Genomic DNA, 20,120 nt, shown 5'->3' on the forward strand with positions numbered 1-20,120 from the left:
GGCCAGGGCTCACATACGGGTCGCATAACATCGAGCCTCGTGCCTTCCGATGAGCCAACCGACCGTGTTGTGGGCATCGCACGCCTGATCGCCATCGTCGCGGGCATCGCGGGTGTGGTGCTGTGCGCGCTGGTGCCGCTGCTGCCCGTCAAACAGACCACCGCGACCATCCAGTGGCCGCAGGGCACCGATGCCGCAGGCAACGTCACCTCGGTGACGGCCCCGCTGGTGTCGGGCGCCCCGCAGTCCCTCGACGTGTCCATTCCGTGCTCGGCGATCGCGACGCTGCCCGCCGAGGGCGGCCTGGTGTTCTCCACGATCCCCTCGGGCGGCATCGACGCCAGCCGAAACGGCCTGTTCGTGCGGGCCAACCCCGAGACCGTGGTCGTGGCGTTCCGCGACTCGGTGGCCGCCGTCGCGCCCCGCGCCGCCATCAACGCGGGCGGCTGCAGCGCGCTGCACCTGTGGGCGAACCTCGGCGGTGTGGGCGCTGACTTCGTCGGCATCCCCGGCGCCACCGGCACCGCGGCCGTGGAGAAGAAGCCTCAGGTTGCCGGCCTGTTCACCGACCTGAAGATGGCGCCGCAGCCGGGTCTGTCCGCCCGCGTCGACATCGACACCCGCTTCATCACCACGCCTACCGCACTGAAGCTGCTGGTGATGACGCTAGGGGTGGTCTGCGTGGTGGCGTCGATCCTCGCGCTGGCCGTGCTGGACCGCCGGAGCAGCCACCGGATCCGCAGCGCCTGGCGCCGGTTCGTGAAGGTCCCGGTCGCCACCTGGATCGCCGACATCGGCGTCATCGGCGGCCTGCTGGTGTGGCACGTCATCGGTGCCATCTCGTCGGACGACGGCTACAACCTGACCATCGCGCGGGTGTCGGCCGACGCCGGATACACCGCCAACTATTTCCGCTACTTCGGCACCACCGAGGCCCCGTTCGACTGGTACCAGTCCGTGCTGGGCCACTTCGCGGCGATCAGTACGGCCGGGGTGTGGATGCGGCTGCCCGCCACCCTGGCCGGCATCGGCACCTGGTTGCTGCTGAGCCGCTGGGTGCTCCCCCGCCTCGGACGACGCGTCGCACTGAACCGCGTCACCGTGTGGACCGCCGGCGCGGTGTTCCTGGCCGCCTGGATGCCGTTCAACAACGGCCTGCGCCCCGAACCACTGATCGCCTTCGGCGTGCTCGCGGTGTGGGCGCTGGTCGAGAATACGATCGCCACCCACCGCCTGTGGCCGACCTGCCTGGCGATCATCGTCGCGGCGTTCAGCGTCACGCTGGCCCCGCAGGGACTCATCGCGCTGGCCCCGCTGCTGGTCGGCGCCCGCACCGTCGTCAGGATCATCAAAGCCCGGCGCATCGCCCTGCCCGCACTGGCCACGCTCGCCGGGTCGGCCGCACTGATCTTCGTCGTGGTGTTCCGCGACCAGACCCTGGCCAGCGTCGCCGAATCGGCCCGCATCAAATACACCGTCGGCCCGACCATCTCGTGGTACCAGGAGTTCCTGCGCTACTACTTCCTGACCGTCGAAGATTCTGTCGACAGCTCGTTGACGCGCCGGTTCGCGGTCCTGGCGATGATGCTGTGCCTGTTCGGCATGATCGCCGTCCTGCTGCGCAAGGGCCGGGTACCCGGACTGGCCAGCGGCCCCGTCTGGCGGCTGATCGGCACCACCGCGATCGGCCTGCTGCTGCTGCACTTCACCCCGACCAAGTGGGCCGTGCAGTTCGGTGCCTTCGCCGGCCTGGCCGCCGCGCTCGGGGCGGTGACGGCGTTCGCCTTCGCCCGGGTGGGCCTGCACAGCCGACGCAACCTCGCCCTGTACGTGACGGCGCTGCTGTTCGTCCTGGCGTGGGCCACCTCCGGTACCAACGGCTGGTTCTACGTCGGCAACTACGGCGTGCCCTGGTTCGACCGCCAGCCCGTGATCGCCGGGTTCCCGGTGACCACCATCTTCCTGGCGCTGGCCATCATCACCGCGGTACTCGCCGGCTGGCTGCACTTCCGGATCGACTACGCCGGGCACACCGAGGTGGCCGACACCCGACGCAACCGCGTGCTGGCGTCGACACCGCTGCTGGTGGTCGCAACCATCATGGTGGTCCTCGAAGTCGGCTCGATGGCAAAGGGATTCGTCCAGCGCTACCCCGTCTACACCACCGCCAAGGCCAACGTCTCGGCGCTGACCTCGGGGTTGTCGTCCAACAGTTGCGCCATGGCCGACGACGTACTCGTCGAGGCCGACACCAACGCGGGCATGCTGCAGCCGGTGGAGGGCCAGACCTACGGCGAGTACGGGCCGCTGGGCGGCGAGAACCCAGTTGGGTTCACCCCCAACGGAATCAGCGACACGCTGGAACCGCCGAAGCCCGTGGTCGCCAACCCCGGCACGGTCAACTCGGACGGTTCACCCAACAAACCCAACGTCGGCATCGCATACGCCGCAGGCACCGGTGGTGGCTACGGACCCGTCGGCGTCAACGGTTCCCGGGTGTACCTGCCGTTCGGCCTCGACCCGGCCCGCACCCCGGTGATGGGCAGCTACAAGGAGAACACCGTCGCCGCCAAGGCCACCTCGGCCTGGTACCAGCTGCCGCCCCGCACCGCGGACCGTCCCCTCGTGACGGTCGCCGCCGCCGGCGCCATCTGGTACTACGACGAGGAACACGAGTTCCACTACGGCCAGTCGCTGAAACTGCAGTGGGGCGTGCACCGCCCCGACGGCAGCTTCCAGGCACTCGACGCCGTCCAGCCGATCGACGTGTTCGCCCAATACGCCTGGCGCAACCTGCGTTTCCCGCTGGCGTGGGCACCGCCGGAGGCGAACGTGGCCCGGATCGTCGCCGATGATCCCAACCTCTCCGAAGACCAGTGGTTCGGCTTCACCCCGCCGCGGGTGCCGACCCTGCAGACCGCGCAGCAGTTCCTCGGCGCGCAGACCCCGGTGCTGATGGACATCGCGACCGCCGCGAATTTCCCGTGCCAGCGCCCGTTCTCCGAGCATCTCGGTGTCGCCGAGCTGCCGGAGTACCGGATCCTTCCCAACGTCAAGCAAGTGGTGGTGTCGTCGAACATGTGGCAGTCCGCCCAGAAGGGTGGCCCCTTCCTCTTCATCCAGGCGCTGCTGCGCACGTCGACCATCCCGACGTACCTGCGCGACGACTGGTACCGGGACTGGGGCTCGATCGAGAAGTACGACCAGGTGGTCCCGGCCGGCCAGGCGCCGGTCGCCACGATTGATCAAGGGACGCAACGAGTGTTCGGCTTCAGCCGGCCCGGACCGATCCGGGCCCTGCCATGAGCGTGACCCTGCGCGAACACAGCGCTGACAAGAATGTGCAGATGACCCGCTGGGTCGCGATGATCGCCGGACTCATCGGCTTCCTGTGCGCGGTGGCCACACCCCTGCTGCCGGTGGTGCAGACCACGGCGACGCTGAACTGGCCTCAGCAAGGTCAGCTCGGTAACGTCACCGCCCCGCTGATCACCCAGACGCCGGTCACCATGTCGATCACGATCCCGTGCGAGGTGATCCGGTCGGTGCCGCCCGAGGGGGCGATGGTGCTCGGCACCGCCCCCAAGGAGGGCAGGCAGGCCGCGCTGAACGCGTTGTTCGTCAACGTCAACGCCAAACGCGTCGACATCACCGACCGCAACGTGGTGATCGCCAGCGTCGCGCGGGAGAAGACAGACTCGCCTGCTTGTCAACGCATCGAGATCACCTCGTCAGACGCCGGCACCTTCGCCACTTTCGTCGGGCTCACGGGTACCGACGGCAAAGAGTTGCGCACCGGCTTCGCCGACCCCAACCTGCGGCCCCAGATCGTCGGTGTCTTCACCGAGCTGAGCGGAGCTGCACCGCAAGGTCTTTCGTTGTCGGCCACGATCGACACCCGGTTCACCTCCAAACCCACCGCACTCAAGCTGGTGGCGATCCTGCTCGGCATCGCCGCCACCGTGGTGGCACTGCTGGCGCTGTGGCGTCTCGACCGGCTTGACGGCCGGCGGATGCACCACGTGATCCCGTCTCGCTGGCGCACGTTCAGCGCCGTGGACGTGGTGGTGGTCGGCGGGTTCCTGAGCTGGCATGTGATCGGCGCGAACTCGTCCGACGACGGCTACATCCTGCAGATGGCGCGGGTGGCCGACCATGCCGGCTACATGTCGAACTACTTCCGCTGGTTCGGCAGTCCCGAGGACCCGTTCGGCTGGTTCTACAACCTGCTGGCCCTGATGACCCATGTCAGCGACGCCAGCATCTGGATGCGGCTGCCCGACCTGATCTGCGCACTGGTCTGTTGGCTCCTGCTGTCGCGTGAGGTGCTGCCGCGCCTCGGACCTGCGGTGATCGCCTCCAAGCCCGCACTGTGGGCCGCCGGCCTGGTGCTGATGGCCGCCTGGATGCCGTTCAACAACGGCCTGCGCCCCGAGGGCCAGATCGCCACCGGCGCTCTGATCACCTACGTGCTGATCGAACGGGCCATCATCTCCGGACGGCTGACCCCGGCCGCCATGGCGATCATCTCCGCAGCCTTCACCCTCGGCATCCAGCCGACCGGCCTGATCGCCGTCGCCGCGCTGCTCGCCGGTGGCCGCCCGCTGCTGCGCATCCTGGTGCGCCGCCGGCGCGTGCTGGGCGTGTGGCCGCTGGTGCTGCCACTGCTCGCCGCGGGCACGGTGATCCTGACCGTGGTGTTCGCCGACCAGACGCTGGCAACGGTGCTGGAGGCCACCAGGATTCGCACCGCGATCGGCCCGAGCCAGGAGTGGTACACCGAGAACCTCCGCTACTACTACCTGATCCTGCCCACCGTCGACGGCTCACTGTCGCGCCGGTTCGGGTTCATCATCACCGCACTGAGCCTGTTCGCCTCACTGTTCATCATGTTGCGGCGCAAGCGGGTTCCCGGTGTGGCCCGCGGGCCGGTATGGCGGCTGATGGGCATCATCTTCGCCACCATGTTCTGCCTGATGTTCACCCCCACCAAGTGGGTGCACCACTTCGGCCTGTTCGCCGCCGTGGGTGCGGCGATGGCGGCGGTGGTCACGGTGCTCGCCGGGCCTGCGGTCCTGCGCTCGGCGCGTAACCGGATGGCCTTCACCGCGGCTGTGCTGTTCGTGCTGGCGCTGTGCTTCGCCACGACCAACGGCTGGTGGTACGTCTCCAGCTACGGCGTGCCGTTCAACAACGACAAGCCAAACATCGGCGGAGTCACGGTGAGCGCCATCTTCTTTGCGCTGTTCGCCATCACCGCGCTGTGGGCGTACTGGTTGCACCTGAGACCCTCTGCCGAGGGCCGGGTGGCGCGGGCACTGACCACCGCACCGGTGCCGATCGCGGCCGGGTTCATGGTCGTGGTGTTCGTCGGTTCGATGCTCTACGGCGTGGTGCGCCAGGACGGCACCTACTCCAACGCGTCCTCGAACCTGCGGGCCTTCGCCGGCGGGTGCGGTCTGGCCGACGATGTGCTGGTCGAACCCGACACCAACGACGGGTTCCTGACCCCGGTGCCGAGCGAGTACGGCCCGCTCGGACCGCTGGGCGGTACCGCACCGACCGGGTTCACCCCCAACGGCGTTCCGGACCACATTGTCGCCGAGGCGATTCGGATCACTGTCCCGATGCCGGGCATCGACGCCGACTGGAATGCCCCTGCCGAGCTGAAGACCCCGGGCATCAACGGCTCGACCGTGCCGCTGCCCTACGGACTGGACCCGGCCCGGGTACCGCTGGCAGGCAGCTACGTCGAAGGCCCGGCCCAGCAGGAGAGCAAGCTGGCCTCCGCCTGGTACCAGCTGCCCGCTCCCGACGCCGCCCACCCGCTCGTGGTCGTCACCGCGGCCGGAACCATCACCGGCAACAGCATTTTCAACGGCCGCACCGAAGGTCAGGCGGTCGAGCTGGAGTACGGGCGGCCCGGGCCCGACGGCGCCGCCGTCCCGGCCGGACGCGTGACGCCCTACGACCTCGGTCCGATCCCGTCCTGGCGCAACCTGCGCTTCGACCGCAGCGAGATCCCGGCGGATGCGACGTTCGTCCGGGTGATCGCCGAGGACAAGTCGCTGTCTCTCGGCGACTGGATCGCGGTCACCCCGCCCCGCGTTCCCGAGGTCAAGACCGTGCAGGAGTACATCGGCTCACAGCAGCCCGTGCTGATGGACTGGGCTGTGGGCCTGGCCTTCCCGTGCCAGCAGCCGATGCTGCACGCCAACGGTGTCACCGAGGTGCCGAAGTTCCGCATCACCCCGGATTACAACGCCAAGATGAAGGACACCGACACCTGGGAGGACGGCATCAACGGCGGTCTGCTGGGCATCAGTGACCTGCTGCTGCGCCAGCATGTGATGGCCACCTATCTGAACAAGGACTGGGGTCGCGACTGGGGCTCGCTGCGCAAGTTCGACACCATCGTCGACGCGACACCCGCCGAGGTCGAGCTCGGGACGGCAACACATTCCGGGCTCTACAAGCCGGGCCGGATCCGTATCAAGCCGTAACCGTGACCGAACCCGACCATGTCGAGTCCCCGGCGCTCGCGGACCAGATCCGCGAGCTCAGCCGGGACGACAGCCTTGGCCCACTGCCGCGGCACCGACATGGGCTGTCCCGGGCCGAGGTGCGTCACTCTCAGGAGACGCGGGTTCGGGTCGCGACCGTGGAGGTGGTGGCCGAACGTGGGTATGCCGGCGCGAGCGTGCGTGAAATCGCCTCGCGTGCCGGCATTTCCACCAAGACGTTCTACGAGCTGTACTCCGACAAGGAGGTCGCGTTCCTCGCGACCTACGCTGCCGTGGACATCGTCGTGGAACGGATGCGGGAGGCCTCGACGTCGGTCACGACGGCCAGAGCCGCGGTCGAGGCCGGTCTGGTGGCCTACCTGTCCACCCTCGCCGCCAACCCGGCATTCACCCAGAGTCTGGTGGTGGAGGCGGTGGCCTCCACCAACCGGATCCGCGAACGCCGAACCCAGGGGTTGCGCGATTTCGCGTCGGTCCTCGTCGAGGGTCTACGCCGGGTCCGCGGCCCGGCCGGCCCCGATCCGATGCCGACGGCGGGCGATGAGATTCTGCTGATCGGCGCCCTCGGCGCGGTCAACGAGCTGGTGGTCCAGCATCTGGGATCGGCACCTGCGTCCAGCCTGCTGGACATCGCCTCACCTGCACTGGAGCTGCTGGGGCGGATCGTATTGACTCCCGACGAGCACGACGGCTGACCTTCTCGGCTTGACCGAGCGGGGCGTGCCGGTGCTATCGTCGCGCCAGAATGAGACGACAGGTGTTTTCTCAATAGCTGCCTTTGGTGATGAGGAGTTCAGTCGTGACACCACTGCCTGATGTCGACCCCGAGACCCGCCGTCCGGACGCCACGTCCGCGGGATCTGACGACGACCCGCTGGCACCCGGGACCTTCGGCCGCTGGGTGACCGGACACCCGTTGGTGCTGCTCTACGCCAACGTCCCGGCGCTGATCATGCCGACGCTGTACCCCAGGATCGCCCACGTGCTCAGCGAGAAAGACCGTGCGCTCAACGGCACCGAGGACCTGCCCAACCTCCAGGCCGCGTCCCGACGGCTGATCAGCACATACGAGATGGTGATGGGCATCGTGTTCGCCGGTCCCGAAAGCGACGACGTGGCACACGGATTGCACGAACTGCACCGCCCGATCGCCGGCTCCATGCCCGACGGCAGCTCATACCATGCGTGGAACAAGGACATGTGGAACTGGACCTGGGGCTCGATCCTCAAGGGCGGCATGGACATTGCCGAAGAGTTCCGACTGTTCCGCAGCGACCGCGAACGCGAGGACGCGTACCGCGGACTGAACGAGGTGGGCCGCCGGTTCGGTGTACGAAGCCTGCCGGACACCTACGACGAGTTCGTCGCCTACTGGCAGCCCGTCGTAGAAGAGACCCTGCAGGTCAACCCTCAGGTGCAGTTCATCGTCGACCACGCGCTGCACCCGCCGAAGCCGCGCGGCTGGGGTCTGGTACCGATGCCGTTGTGGCGCTTGATCTCCCTGCCGTTGACCCGCACCCTGCGGGTCGGGGTGCTGGCCGGGGTGCCGGAGAAGTTCCACGCCGAGATGGGCTTGCGGACCACACGGCTCGACCTCATCGAACGACGGTTGCACGCCGCATTCTGGCGAACCATGCCGAGGTGGCTCGCCGGACAGTTCGGCCCGACCTACTTCGCCCTTCGGCGCCGCTTCGGCCAGCCGGGCTGGCGCACGCACTACTCGCGAGAGCAGTTGGCAGCCCACCGGGCCGAGTCCGACCGCCTCCGGTTGGCCTAGAAGCGGCGAGTGGCCAGTTGTGACACGCGTACAACGAAAAACCGTGTCATAACTGGCCAATCGCACTAGCCAGCCGACGACTTTTCGGCGGCGGCAACCAGCTTGCGTGCCAGCGTCCCGAGCACGACCAGCAGAACCAGCCGGTAGGCCAATCCGACCACCCGCCAACGCGTCTCGAACCGCCCGCGCCAGGTCACCTCGGTACCGTCGGCGACCTCGTCAAACGTCACCTGTGCCTGATAGTCGCGGATCGGGCCGTCGGTGAGCATGGTGTAGCCGTGCCGGCGGTCCGGTTCGTGGATGGTGGTCATCTCGCGGGTCGGTTTCCGGCGCATGCCCACCGCCCTGATCGCCCCGACGCCGCCGTCATCGGCCGAGCCCCGCGTCTCCCATGCCGAATAGGGAATCAGGGGTGCGGCCCACTCGGACCAGCGGGATCCGTCGGACACGATGGCGAACAGGGTTTTTGGCGACGCCGTTGCGTGGCGCCGAATGACGCATTCGTAGCGGTTCACGGTCGGGACTTTAACAGAACGATGTTCTATTATTGCGGAATGCCGGAACCCTCCCCGCCGTTCACCCGCGCACGCAGCGAGGCGCAACGTCAGGACCGGTCGTCCCACGTGTTGACCGCAACGCGGCGATGCCTGGAGGAAACCGGTGCGGCCACACTGGCATTGGGCGACGTGGCCGCAGCAGCCGGACTCGCGAAGTCGGGCATCCTGCGGTACTTCGGGTCACGCGAGGCGCTGCTGCTGCGGGTGATGTACGACGAACATCTGACCTGGATCGAGGCCCTGGCCGACGAACTCGGTCGGTCAGCTCCCGCGGCGGCACTGGCCCGCACACTGGCAGCCCACCCGGTGCTGTGCGATCTCATCGCGGCCTCACCCGTGCTCATCAATCGACTCGACCCGGAGGGCTTCCGCACCCTGACGACTCAGGGCGAAGCCGCACAGCGGCGACTCGGCTCGGCGCTGCAGCAGTCACTTCCGTTGTCCGACGAACAGCTCCGATCCCTGACGGCCGCCGTCCACGCCTTTACCGGTACCGCGTGGGCCTGGGCGACGCCGGACTCGGCCGGGCGCAACGCCATGGTCACCGACTTCGAAGCAACCGTGAACCGGCTACTCGAGATCTTCATCGCAGGCCTGCGGAATTGATTACAGCGAACACAAGTGCCCTGTGGACAACTTGTGGATAGTTTTCGGCAGCCTGGGCATCACAGCTTTTCAAGAGCCGCGTTTTCGAATTACACGCTTGTGAGTAAGGCTGTGCGCCGGCGGCCTGTCGCAAACCTGAACGGTGTCACCGCGGGAGAGCGGCCAGGGCGACCGCGGCCGCGTTCGCGCCGCACATACCGTGCGCCCCGGGCCCCGGCGGGGTGGCCGCCGAGCACAGGTACATGCCGGGGACACCAATTCGGTACGGCTGCAGCGTAGTACGGGGGCCGAACATCAACTGCCGGATGTCCTTGGCACCCGTACAGATGTCACCGCCGACGTAGTTGGCGTTGTACACCGACATCTCCGTCGTCGACCGCACCGACGTCCCGACGATCCGGTCGCGAAACCCGGGGGCGAACCGCTCGAACTGACCGATGATCGCCTCGGTCGCATCACCGGTATAGCCGTGTGGCACATGGGCATACGAATACACCGGATTGATGTCGCCGACCGAGCGGCCGGGATCGGCCACATACTGCTGTCCGACGAGCACAAACGGTCGCTGCGGCATCCGGCCGGCGTGGATCGCCCGCTCCGTCGCCGCAACCTCGGCGAAGCTGCCACCCAGATGTACCGTTCCGGCATCGTTGACCGCGGGATTCGTCCACGGCACCGGGCCCTGGACCGCGAAGTCGACCTTGAATGCACCTGGACCGTAACGGAATCCACCCAGACCCTGGGCGACCCGCCGTGGCAGCCGGTCCCCCAGGATGTCGACGACGGCCGTCGGCGCAAGGTCGAACATCGTCACCTCGGCCGGTGGGAGCTGCGCTGCCGACGTGACGCGGACGCCGGTTTCCACCTTGACACCGAGCTCCGCGAGCACCGCAGCCATCGCATCGGTGATGGCTTGCGAACCGCCCTGCGCCACCGGCCAACCGTGCCGGTGCCCGGCCGTGATGATACCGAGGCCGATGGCAGACGTCAGCGGATAGTGCAGGGGCCGGAAGGTATGTGCCGCAACGCCACCGAACAGAGCCCGGGCCCGTTCGGTACGGAAGAGCCGGGCGAATGCCGACGCCGGGAGCAGGGTGGGCGCACCGAACCGGGCCAAGGCCACCGGATGCCTGGGCACCCGCAACAGCGGCCCCATGATGTCCTGCGACAGGAGGTCGAAGTTCGCCGACGGCCCACCGAAGGCCCGGCGCCAGCGGCGGCCGTCCGACCCGAGAGCCGCTGCGGTGTCGTCGATACCGCGATACAGCAGGCCGGCGTCACCGTCGTCGAGAGGATGCGCGCAATCGATCTCAGGCCATTTCCAGTGCAGTCCATGGCGTTCCAGCCCGAGACCGCTCAGGAAGGCCGAGCCGACCGCCATCGGGTGGATCGCCGAGCAGTGGTCGTGAACCAGGCCCGCGATCTCGCCCTCGCCGGAACGTACCCCACCGCCGATCTCATCGGCGGCCTCCAGCACGGTGACGTCCAGTCCGGCCTTCGCCAGGGTGATGGCGGCCGCGAGACCGTTGGGCCCGGCGCCGACCACAAGCGCGGTAGTCATGCGTGGTGCCCTCCTGCCTTTCACCGAACAGACGCGTAGGTACCCCTAAACCGTAGTTCAGGGGTACCTACACTGGAAAAGAAGGTTAGATCGGGGTCAGGCCGTGCTTGCGCTGAACCTTGGGCATGTTCTGCTTGTCCCGCAACAGGTGCAGGGACTTGCGGAGCAGCAGCCTGGTCTCGTGCGGCTGGATCACACCGTCGATGTATCCGCGCTCGGCCGCAATCCACGGCGTGGCCAGGTTGAGGTTGTAACCCTCGATGAAGTCGGCGCGGATCTTCTGCACCTCGGGCGCGGTCGGATCCGGGAATCGCTTCACCAACAGCTGCGCTGCGCCTTCGGCGCCGATCACCGCGATACGCGCGGTCGGCCAGGCGAAGTTCAGGTCTGCCGAGAGCTGCTTGGAGCCCATCACCGCGTACCCGCCGCCGTAGGCCTTGCGGACGACGATGGTCACCTTCGGCACGTCGGCCTCGACGATCGCGTTGAAGAACCGGCCGCCACGCTTGATGATGCCGTCCTTCTCCTGCTGCACACCCGGCATGGCGCCCGGGGTGTCGACCACGAAAACCAAAGGCAGGTTGAAGGAGTCGCAGAACCGGATGAAGCTCGCGGCCTTGTCGGAGGCGTCCGTATCCACCACGCCGGACAGGAACATCGGCTGGTTGGCGATCACACCGACCGGCCGACCGTCCACCCGCGCGAACGCGGTGATCATCGCCGGGCCACGCTGCTCGGCGATCTCGAAGACATCACCGTCGTCGAAGATCCGCAGCAGGATCTCGTGCATGTCGTACGCGGTGTTGTCGGAATCCGGCACGATCGAATCCAGCTCCAGATCGTGCGGCGTGATCTCGGGTTCCAGACCCGGGTTCACGATCGGGGCATCGTCGAAGTGGTTGGCGGGCAGGAACGAAAGATAGTCGCGCACGTACTGGAACGCGGCCGCCTCATCCTCGACAACCTTGTGGATGTTGCCGCGCTGAGCCTGGACGTCGGCGCCGCCGAGCTCGTCGAACGTCACATCTTCACCGGTGACGTCCTTGATCACGTCCGGGCCGGTGATGAACATGTAGCCCTGGTCGCGCACCGCCACCAGCAGATCGGTCTGGATCGGCGAATAGACCGCGCCGCCAGCGCATTTGCCCAGAATGATGGAGATCTCCGGGACCAGACCGCGCAGCATCTCGTGCCGGCGGCCGAGTTCGGCGTACCAGGCCAGCGAGGTCGCCGCGTCCTGGATGCGGGCGCCGGCGGAGTCGTTGATCCCGATGATCGGGCAGCCGACCATGGCCACCCACTCCATGAGCTTGGCGACCTTGCGGCCGAACATCTCACCGACCGAACCCTGGAACACCGTCTGGTCGTGGCTGAACACGCCGACCGGGCGGCCGTTGATGGTTCCGTGCCCGGTGACCACGCCGTCGCCGAAGAGCGCGTTGGGATCCCCCGGCGTCTTGGCCAGCGCGCCGATCTCCAGGAAGCTGCCCGGATCGAGCAGTGCGTGGATGCGGGCACGGGCGCTCGGGATGCCCTTCTTGTCCCGTCGCGCAATGGCTTTGGGGTCGCCCGGCTCCTTGGCCAGTTCCAGCTTCTCGCGGAGCTCGGCCAGGAGTTCAGCCGTGGTCTTGTTCGTCACTTGCTCTCGCTCTCGGCTTCGATACGGTTGATCGCCTCGCTCATGTGAGCACCGACTTTGGCAATGTACGGCTCATCGATGGCCTGGATGTGCTCGCCTCCGATGGGCACCACCTCGAGATCCTTGACGTACTCGCCCCAGCCGCCGTCGGGCTTGCGGGTCGCGTACGCGGGCTCGAAGACGATGGCGTCATCGTGGTACCGGTCGGCGAGGTACAGCGTGACGTGGCCGTCGTAGGGCTGGACCTCGATGGTGGCCAGAGCCCGCTGATCCAGGTACGACGTGCGCTGATGCTCGATGATCCCGCCGGGGATCTGCACACCGCTGTCCTTGATCGCGTCCAGGACGAACTTCACCTGGCCCTCGTCGTCGAGCTGCTCCAGCTCCTCGTACGGAATCGCCGGGATCTCGACATTGAACGTGCGCTGGGCGAACAGGGCGTAGCGGTCCCAACGGGCCCGCATGCCTTCCTTGCTCTGGTCGATCGGCTCGCCAGGGAGCGCGAGGTCGATCAGCCCGACGAACCGGACATCGGCGCCGGCCTGCTTCAGACCGATCGCACACGCGTAGGCCAGCGCCCCACCGAGCGACCAGCCGGCCAGGATGAACGGGCCGTTGTGCATCGCCAGCAGCTTGGGCACGTACTCGGCGGCACGCTCCTCGATCGCACCCTCGACCCGCTCGATGCCGTAGATCGGGGTATCGGCAGGCAGCCGCTTGATCAACGGTTCGTAGACGACGGTGGATCCACCGGCCGGGTGGAACACGAACAATGGAACGTGTGAGGTTCCTTGTTTGGGAGCCCGCAGCGTACGGACGAATCCGTCCACCACACCCTCTTCGAGCTGATCGCGCACGATCGTCGACAGTTCTTCGATGGTCTTGGCCGAACGCACCTGTTCGACGGTGACGGTGCCCTCGGCGCGCTCGGAGAGCCGCTCGGACAGCTTGGTCGCGGTCTCGACATCGACGAAGGGCAGCTCGTTGAAGATGCCGCTCGGCGACTTGCCGGTGACGATCGCCCAGGTGGCGAAGGTGACCCGCTCCGCGGCGTCACGCGGGGGCACGTCGGCGCCGAGCGCCTCGGTGACGGCCTCCTGGGTGAGCACCTTGGCAGCCGCGGCAGCCGCGGTGGCCTTGCTGGGTCCCGACGGCGCCGGGGCTGCCGGTCCGCTCGGATCGCTCGGCGGAGCCGGGACGGCCGGTCCGCTCGGATCACTCGGCGGCGGCGGGATCTCCAGGCCCTCGGTGGCAGCGGCCTCGGCGACGGGGTCCACCCCGGTGACTGCTTCGTCCTTTTCGCTCAACGGATGTCCGGCCTCGGCCAGCTTGGCCTCGAGCTCGGCAACCGTCGAGGCACCGCCAAGGAGTTCGGACTGCTCGGCCGCGATCTCCTCGGCCGTCTTGCCCTTCTGGGATTCGGCGATCTGATCGACCTCGTCGCGGTGCTCGATCGCGTACTTGATGAGCTCCTCGACGTTGTAGAGGTTGGCGTCGCGCACGGCGGTCAGCTGGATCGGCGGCAGGTCGAAGTCGTACTCGACCCGGTTCTTGATCCGCACCGCCATCAGGGAATCCAGGCCCAGCTCGATCAGCGGCACCTCCCACGGCAGATCCTCGGGCTCGTAGCCCATGGCGCCGCCGACGATGGCGCCGAGCCGCTGCGCGATGGTCTCGCCCGACTCCGGCGACCACTTCTCGAACCCGGCGCCCATGCCGGCACCCTTGGTGAGGTTGTCCTGAAGGATCTCGGCATCATCCTCGACCTCAGGCTCGGCCAGAGCCGGCGCGGCCGAAACCTGTTCGGCGACAACACCGGCACCCACCGCGGTCGGCAGCGTGGTCGCCGCACCGCCACGAGTCACGATCGCGTCATAGACCAAGGTGAACGATTCATCGATGCGGGCATGCACCTGCACCGAGGCACCACCCGGGTGCCGGGTCAGCGTGGTGACCAGGCGGGAACCCTCGGCGGGCACCGCACGCTGCTCCGACGCGGTCAGCTTGGCATCCGGAAGCACCTGCGCGGCCGCGGTTTTCACCAGAGCAGCCAGGTCAGCGGCGCCCTTCGACACGAACTCCCAGACATGCTTGCCGTCGGGTGTGGCGACGTGGTTGCCGGGCATCACCGTGGAGCTGTCGCCGGTGAAGTGCGCGTCCAGCCAGTGCTGCTTGCGCTTGAACTTGGTCGGCGGGATGTTGGCGAAGTCCAGCGCGCCGGCCAGGCCGGTGGACTTGCGCGGGAACAGGGTCCGCAGGTCCAGGTCATGGCCGTGGACGAACAGGTGGGCCATGGCCGTGACCATCGAGGTGACCTCGTCCTGCTTGCGGGCCAGGGTCGCGATCAGCTGCGCGTCGTGCAGCCCGGCCGAAGCCGTCGTCAACCCAACCTGCATGAGCGCCACCGGGTTCGGGGCCAGCTCCAGGAAGGTGGTGTGACCGTTGTCCACCGCGTTGCGGATGCCGTGGGTGAAGTAGACGCTGTGCCGCAGGCCCTTCTTCCAGTACTCCACGTCGTGGATCGGCTCGGCACCGGCCCGGATGAACTTGCCCTCGTGCACCGTCGAGAAGTAGCCGGTGCTCAGCGGGTGGGGTTCGATGCCCTGGATTTCAGCGGACAGCTCGCCGAGCAGCGGGTCCATCTGCTGGGTGTGGCTGGCGCCCTTGGTCTGCAGCTTGCGGGCGAACTTGCCCTCGGCTTCGGCACGGGCGATGATCGCGTCGATCTGCTCCGGCGGGCCGCCGATCACGGTCTGGGTCGGGGCGGCGTAAACGCATACCTCGAGACCCGGGTAGTCGGCGAACACCGTCTTGATCTCGTCGGCCGAGTACTCGACCAGCGCCATCAGGCGGATGTACTCGCCGAACAACATCGCCTCGCCCTCACCCATCAGGTGGGCGCGCGAGCAGATGGTCCGGGTGGCATCGGCCAGCGACAAACCGCCGGAGAAGTATGCGGCGGCAGCCTCACCGAGCGACTGCCCCACCACTGCACCGGGTTTCGCACCGTGGGCCTTGAGGAACTCACCGAGCGCGACCTGGATGGCGAAGATCACCGTCTGGACCACTTCGATGGGGTACTCGCAGGTTTCGTTCGTGTAGTCGATCCCGTCGTCGAGGATCAGCTCGACGACCGAGTACCCGCGTTCATCCTGGATGTAGGCGTCGACCTTGTCGATCCACTCGGCGAAGACCGGCTCGCGCAGGTACAGCTCTTTGCCCATCTTGCGGTGCTGCGCGCCGAAACCGGCGAGCACCCACACCGGGCCGTTGGTGACCGGGCCGTCGGCCGAGATCACACTCGGATGCTGCTTCCCGTCGGCGACCGCCCGCAGCCCCTTGACCGCCTCGTCGTGGTCGTGGGCCAGCACGATGGCACGCGAGCGGCCGTGGTTGCGGCGCGACAGCGAGCGCCCGATGGACTCGAGCGACGACGCCCGACCCTCTTCGCTGTCGATCCAGTCCGCCAACGCGGCGGCGGCGACCTTCTTGCGTGAGGTCAGGAAGGCCGAGATGGCAAGCGGGACAACCTTCTTGACCGGCTCGGCGGCGTCGGCGGCGGCCAGCTCCTCGCGGGCCGCCTCGATCAGGCGCTTGGCCTCATCGGTCAGGCCGGGCAGCTCATGGTTGGCCTCGTCGTACGTCGGGTACTCGTCAGCTTCAGCCTCGTCGTGGATGAACTCGCCGTACTCATCCATCCGGACGCCACCGACATACGTCGCGTTGGCGTCATCGGCGGCCGACTTGTCCTCGACCGCTTCGGGTTCCGGCTCCGGCTCGACCAGATCCGATGGCAGGACCTCGCGCAACACCAGGTGCGCGTTGGCGCCACCGAAGCCGAAGCCCGACACACCGGCGATGGCGTGCCCGCTGTAGCGCGGCCACTCCGAGACGGTGTCGTTGACCTTGAGGTGCTCTTTGTCGAAGTCGATGTACGGATTGGGCCCGGCGTAGTTGATCGACGGGGGCAGCTTGTCGTTGGCCAGTGACAGCGCCATCTTGGCCAGACTTGCCGCACCGGCCGCCGACTCGAGGTGACCCACATTGGATTTCACCGCACCCAGCAGCGCGGGCTTGTCCGCGTCGCGACCGCGCCCGACCACGCGCCCCAGGGCGTCGGCCTCGATCGGGTCACCCAGGATGGTGCCGGTGCCGTGCGCCTCGATGTAGTCGACGCTGCGCGGGTTGATCCCGGCGTTCTTGTAGGCCTTACGCAGAACCGCTTCCTGCGCATCGGGATTCGGGGCGAGCAGCCCGTTGGACCGGCCGTCGTGGTTGATCGCGCTACCGGCGATGACGGCCAGGATCTGGTCGCCGTCGCGGCGGGCGTCGGACACCCGCTTGAGCACCAGCATGCCGCCACCTTCGGAGCGGGCATAGCCGTCGGCGTCCGAGGAGAACGACTTGATGCGGCCGTCCGGCGCCAGCACGCCACCGACCTCGTCGAAGCCGACCGTCACCATCGGGGTGATCAACGCGTTGACCCCACCGACGATGGCCACGTCGGCCTCACCGGAACGCAGCGCCTGCACACCCTGATGCGCTGCCACCAGCGAGCTCGAGCATGCGGTGTCGACGGCGACCGACGGGCCGCGGAAGTCATAGAAGTACGAAACCCGGTTTGCGATGATCGAACTCGCGGTTCCGGTGATGGCGTACGGGTGGGTCACCGACGGGTCCGAGACCGCCAGGAACTGGTAGTCATTGGTCGAGTTGCCCACGAACACACCGACACTGGTGCCGCGCAGACTCGACGCCGGGATCCGGGCGTGCTCCAGGGCCTCCCAGGTCAGCTCCAGCGCCATGCGCTGCTGTGGGTCGATGTTGTCGGCCTCCATCTTCGACAGCGCGAAGAACTCGGAGTCGAATCCCTTGATGTCCGACAGGTAGCCGCCCCGGGTGCGGGCCTTGGCCACGCGCTCGGCGATCCGCGGCTCGGCCAGGAACTCTTCCCAGCGGCCCTCGGGCAGGTCGGTGATGCAGTCCTTGCCGGCGAGCAGGGCGTCCCACATCTCGTCAGGGGTGTTGAGGTCGCCCGGGAAGCGGGTGGCGACGCCGACAATCGCGATGTCGTCGACATCGCGTTCCCGCGACCAGTCCTCGTCGTCGGTGCTCGGGGGCTCGGGCTCGCCCTCGATGATCACCGTCGCCAGCGACTCGATGGTCGGGTGCCGGAACAGCACGGTGGCCGTCAGCGTGACCCCGGTCAGGTCCTCGATGTCGCTGGCCATCGCCACCGCGTCGCGCGAGGACAGGCCCAGCTCGATCAGCGGCGTGGTCTCGTCGATCACGTCCGGCGACTGACTCGTGGCGGTGGCCACCGCTTTGCGCAGCCACTCGCGCATCTCCGCGACGGTCAGGTCGGGGCGCGACGCCGGTGCCCCGGCGGGCTGGGTGCCCTCTGGAAGATTCGAATTGCTTTGTGTTTCATCCATATTCAGGTCACCTTGCATCAGAACGGGCTGGTCGGCCACGTGTCGTTGGCTTAGAGGTTCGGTCAGTCCGTCTCGTCGGGGAACGCGTTGGCGATCTTCCCGCTGCGCAGGCTGCCGTCCAGGTACGCGGAGCGGCAGGCCCGACGGCCGATCTTGCCGCTGGAGGTACGCGGGATGGCGCCGGCCGCGGTCAGCAGCACGTCGCGCACGGTGACACCGTGCCGCACGGCGATCGCGGCCCGGATGTCGTCGGTGATCGGGCCGACTTCGAGCTTGTGGGAGCCCGGAGCGCGCTCGGCGACGATGACCAGCTGCTCGGAGCTGTCGTCGTCGTCACGGTGCAGACCGGCGTGCGCGTTCTCGAACACCTCGTCGGGCAACTGGTTGGCCGGCACCGAGAAGGCCGCGACGTAACCGGTGCGCAGCGCCTTGCTGGCCTCCTGCGCCGAGTACTCCAGGTCCTGCGGGTAGTGGTTGCGGCCGTCGATGATCACCAGGTCCTTGACGCGGCCGGTGATGTAGAGGTCGCCGTCGTAGAAGGCGCCGTAATCGCCGGTGCGGACCCAGGTGGCGTCGTCGTCGGCACCCTCGGCGTGGGACGGGCTCGTCCGCGACTTGAGGGTGTTCTGGAAAACCTGGACGGTCTCTTCGGGCTTACCCCAGTAGCCGGTGCCCATGTTCTGGCCGCTCATCCAGATCTCACCGACCTGTCCGTCGGGCAGCTCGGTCGCACTCTCGGCGTCGACGATGACGGCCCACTCGGAGACGCCGACCTTGCCTGCCGAGGCCTGGGCGACCGCCTTGGGCGAGTCTGCGTCCACCTCGACGATCCGACCGGTGTTGAGCTCGTCGCGGTCGACACAGATGATCTTCGGCTCTTCGGCGGACGGCGTGGTCGACACCATCAACGTCGCTTCGGCCAGACCGTAGGACGGCTTGATCGCCTTGGCCGGGAACCCGAACGGGCTGAAGGCCTCGTTGAACCGGCGCACGGTGGCCGCCGAGATCGGCTCGCTGCCGTTGAGCACGGCCTTGACATTGGAGAGGTCGAGCGGCTCCCCGTCCTTGGGCACACCACGCGCGGCGGCGTGGTCGAACGCGAAGTTCGGGGCCACCGAGATGACACCGCCGGTGTCGCCTTCCTTGCGTGCCATCTCACGAATCCAGCGTTCAGGTCGGCGCACGAACGCGGCCGGGGTCATGAAGGTGAAGTAGTGGCCGATCATCGGGGCGATCAGACCGGTGACCAGACCCATGTCGTGGAAGAACGGCAGCCAGGACAGTCCGCGGTCGCCCTCCTCACCTTCGAGCGCCTCGACGATCTGCACGACGTTGGTGGCCATGTTCAGGTGGGTGATCTGCACACCGGTCGGGATCCGGGTCGAGCCGGAGGTGTACTGCAGGTAGGCGATGGTCGACTCGTCGACGTCCTCGAAGTGGACCCAGGTGGCGGCGACGTCGTCGGGCACGGCGTCCACCGCGATGACGCGGGGACGCTGGTTGGCCGGTCGGCTGCGGAAGAACTTGCGGACACCCTCGGCGGCCTCGGTGGTGGTCAGGACCGCCGCCGGATGGCAGTCGTCCAGCACCGCGTGCAGGCGGCCGACGTGGCCGGGCTCCGACGGGTCGAACAGCGGCACCGCGATGCGGCCGGCATAGAGGGCACCGAAGAAGGCGACGAGGTAGTCCAGGTTCTGCGGGCACAGGATGGCGACGCGGTCACCGGGTTGGGTGACCTGCTGAAGCCGGGCGGCCACCGCCTTGTTGCGGGCGCTGAACTGCGCCCACGTCAGGTCACGGGCGACACCGTCGCGCTCGGTCGAGAAGTCCAGGAAGCGGTATGCCAGCTTGTCGCTGCGAACCCTGGCCCAACGCTCGACGTGCTCGACGATGCTGGCGCCGTCAGGGAACTTGATCTGACCGTCCTTGATGAACGGATTGATGAACGGCATATAACTCTCCTGTCAGAGCCGTACTCGTCGCGTTGTCGCACGTCACTGGAGGTGCGTTGCAGCCACTCG

The 20,120-nt window shown here is 67.6% G+C and carries 10 protein-coding genes; 5 read left to right on the forward strand and 5 right to left on the reverse strand.

All coding sequences use genetic code 11. The annotated features are described in order from the left end of the window. Positions 1 to 39 precede the first annotated feature (39 nt). The 4 genes from A5779_RS13850 to A5779_RS13865 all read left to right on the forward strand — a co-directional run bounded on the left by A5779_RS13850 (position 40) and on the right by A5779_RS13865 (position 8,301). A complete protein-coding gene (locus A5779_RS13850; RefSeq protein ID WP_064882764.1) occupies positions 40 to 3,306 on the forward strand; it encodes an arabinosyltransferase domain-containing protein in 3,267 nt (1,088 codons plus the stop codon). Beyond that, positions 3,303 to 6,503, forward strand: a complete 3,201-nt coding sequence (locus A5779_RS13855; protein ID WP_064882766.1) for an arabinosyltransferase domain-containing protein — start codon at positions 3,303 to 3,305, stop codon at positions 6,501 to 6,503. The genes A5779_RS13850 and A5779_RS13855 overlap by 4 nt, the downstream gene beginning before the upstream one ends. Positions 6,504 to 6,505: 2 nt before the next feature. After that, the gene (locus tag A5779_RS13860) at positions 6,506 to 7,219 is read left to right on the forward strand and encodes a TetR/AcrR family transcriptional regulator (RefSeq protein ID WP_064882768.1); all 714 of its coding nucleotides are present in this window, start codon (positions 6,506 to 6,508) and stop codon (positions 7,217 to 7,219) included. Between the two features lie 104 nt (positions 7,220 to 7,323). Next, positions 7,324 to 8,301 carry an oxygenase MpaB family protein gene (locus tag A5779_RS13865; RefSeq protein WP_064882769.1) on the forward strand — a complete coding sequence of 326 codons (978 nt, stop codon included), beginning with the start codon at positions 7,324 to 7,326 and terminating at the stop codon, positions 8,299 to 8,301. Positions 8,302 to 8,366: 65 nt separating this feature from the next. On the opposite strand, the gene A5779_RS13870 is transcribed toward A5779_RS13865, so the two are convergent. Beyond that, the gene (locus tag A5779_RS13870; RefSeq protein ID WP_064882772.1) at positions 8,367 to 8,816 is read right to left on the reverse strand and encodes an SRPBCC family protein; all 450 of its coding nucleotides are present in this window, start codon (positions 8,814 to 8,816) and stop codon (positions 8,367 to 8,369) included. 39 nt (positions 8,817 to 8,855) lie between these two features. Here A5779_RS13870 and A5779_RS13875 point away from each other — a divergent pair, with 39 nt between their 5' ends. Then, entirely contained in the window at positions 8,856 to 9,464 is a 609-nt protein-coding gene (locus tag A5779_RS13875; RefSeq protein ID WP_064882830.1) for a TetR/AcrR family transcriptional regulator, read from the forward strand. 145 nt (positions 9,465 to 9,609) lie between these two features. Here A5779_RS13875 and A5779_RS13880 read toward each other — a convergent pair whose 3' ends face one another. The 4 genes from A5779_RS13880 to fadD32 all read right to left on the reverse strand — a co-directional run bounded on the left by A5779_RS13880 (position 9,610) and on the right by fadD32 (position 20,051). Then, positions 9,610 to 11,025 (reverse strand): phytoene desaturase family protein, encoded by a 1,416-nt coding sequence (locus tag A5779_RS13880; protein WP_064882774.1) that lies wholly within the window; start codon positions 11,023 to 11,025, stop codon positions 9,610 to 9,612. Positions 11,026 to 11,110: 85 nt separating this feature from the next. Continuing rightward, positions 11,111 to 12,664: an acyl-CoA carboxylase subunit beta gene (locus A5779_RS13885; RefSeq protein WP_055118670.1), complete on the reverse strand. Its 1,554-nt coding sequence runs from the start codon at positions 12,662 to 12,664 to the stop codon at positions 11,111 to 11,113. Continuing rightward, positions 12,661 to 18,099 carry a polyketide synthase Pks13 gene (pks13, locus tag A5779_RS13890; protein ID WP_064882832.1) on the reverse strand — a complete coding sequence of 1,813 codons (5,439 nt, stop codon included), beginning with the start codon at positions 18,097 to 18,099 and terminating at the stop codon, positions 12,661 to 12,663. Before pks13 ends, A5779_RS13885 begins: the two co-directional genes overlap by 4 nt. A 62-nt stretch (positions 18,100 to 18,161) precedes the next feature. After that, a complete protein-coding gene (gene fadD32, locus A5779_RS13895; protein WP_064882775.1) occupies positions 18,162 to 20,051 on the reverse strand; it encodes a long-chain-fatty-acid--AMP ligase FadD32 in 1,890 nt (629 codons plus the stop codon). Positions 20,052 to 20,120: the final 69 nt, after the last annotated feature.

The organism is Mycolicibacterium peregrinum (genome assembly GCF_001665625.1).
Taxonomy (GTDB): domain Bacteria; phylum Actinomycetota; class Actinomycetes; order Mycobacteriales; family Mycobacteriaceae; genus Mycobacterium; species Mycobacterium peregrinum_B.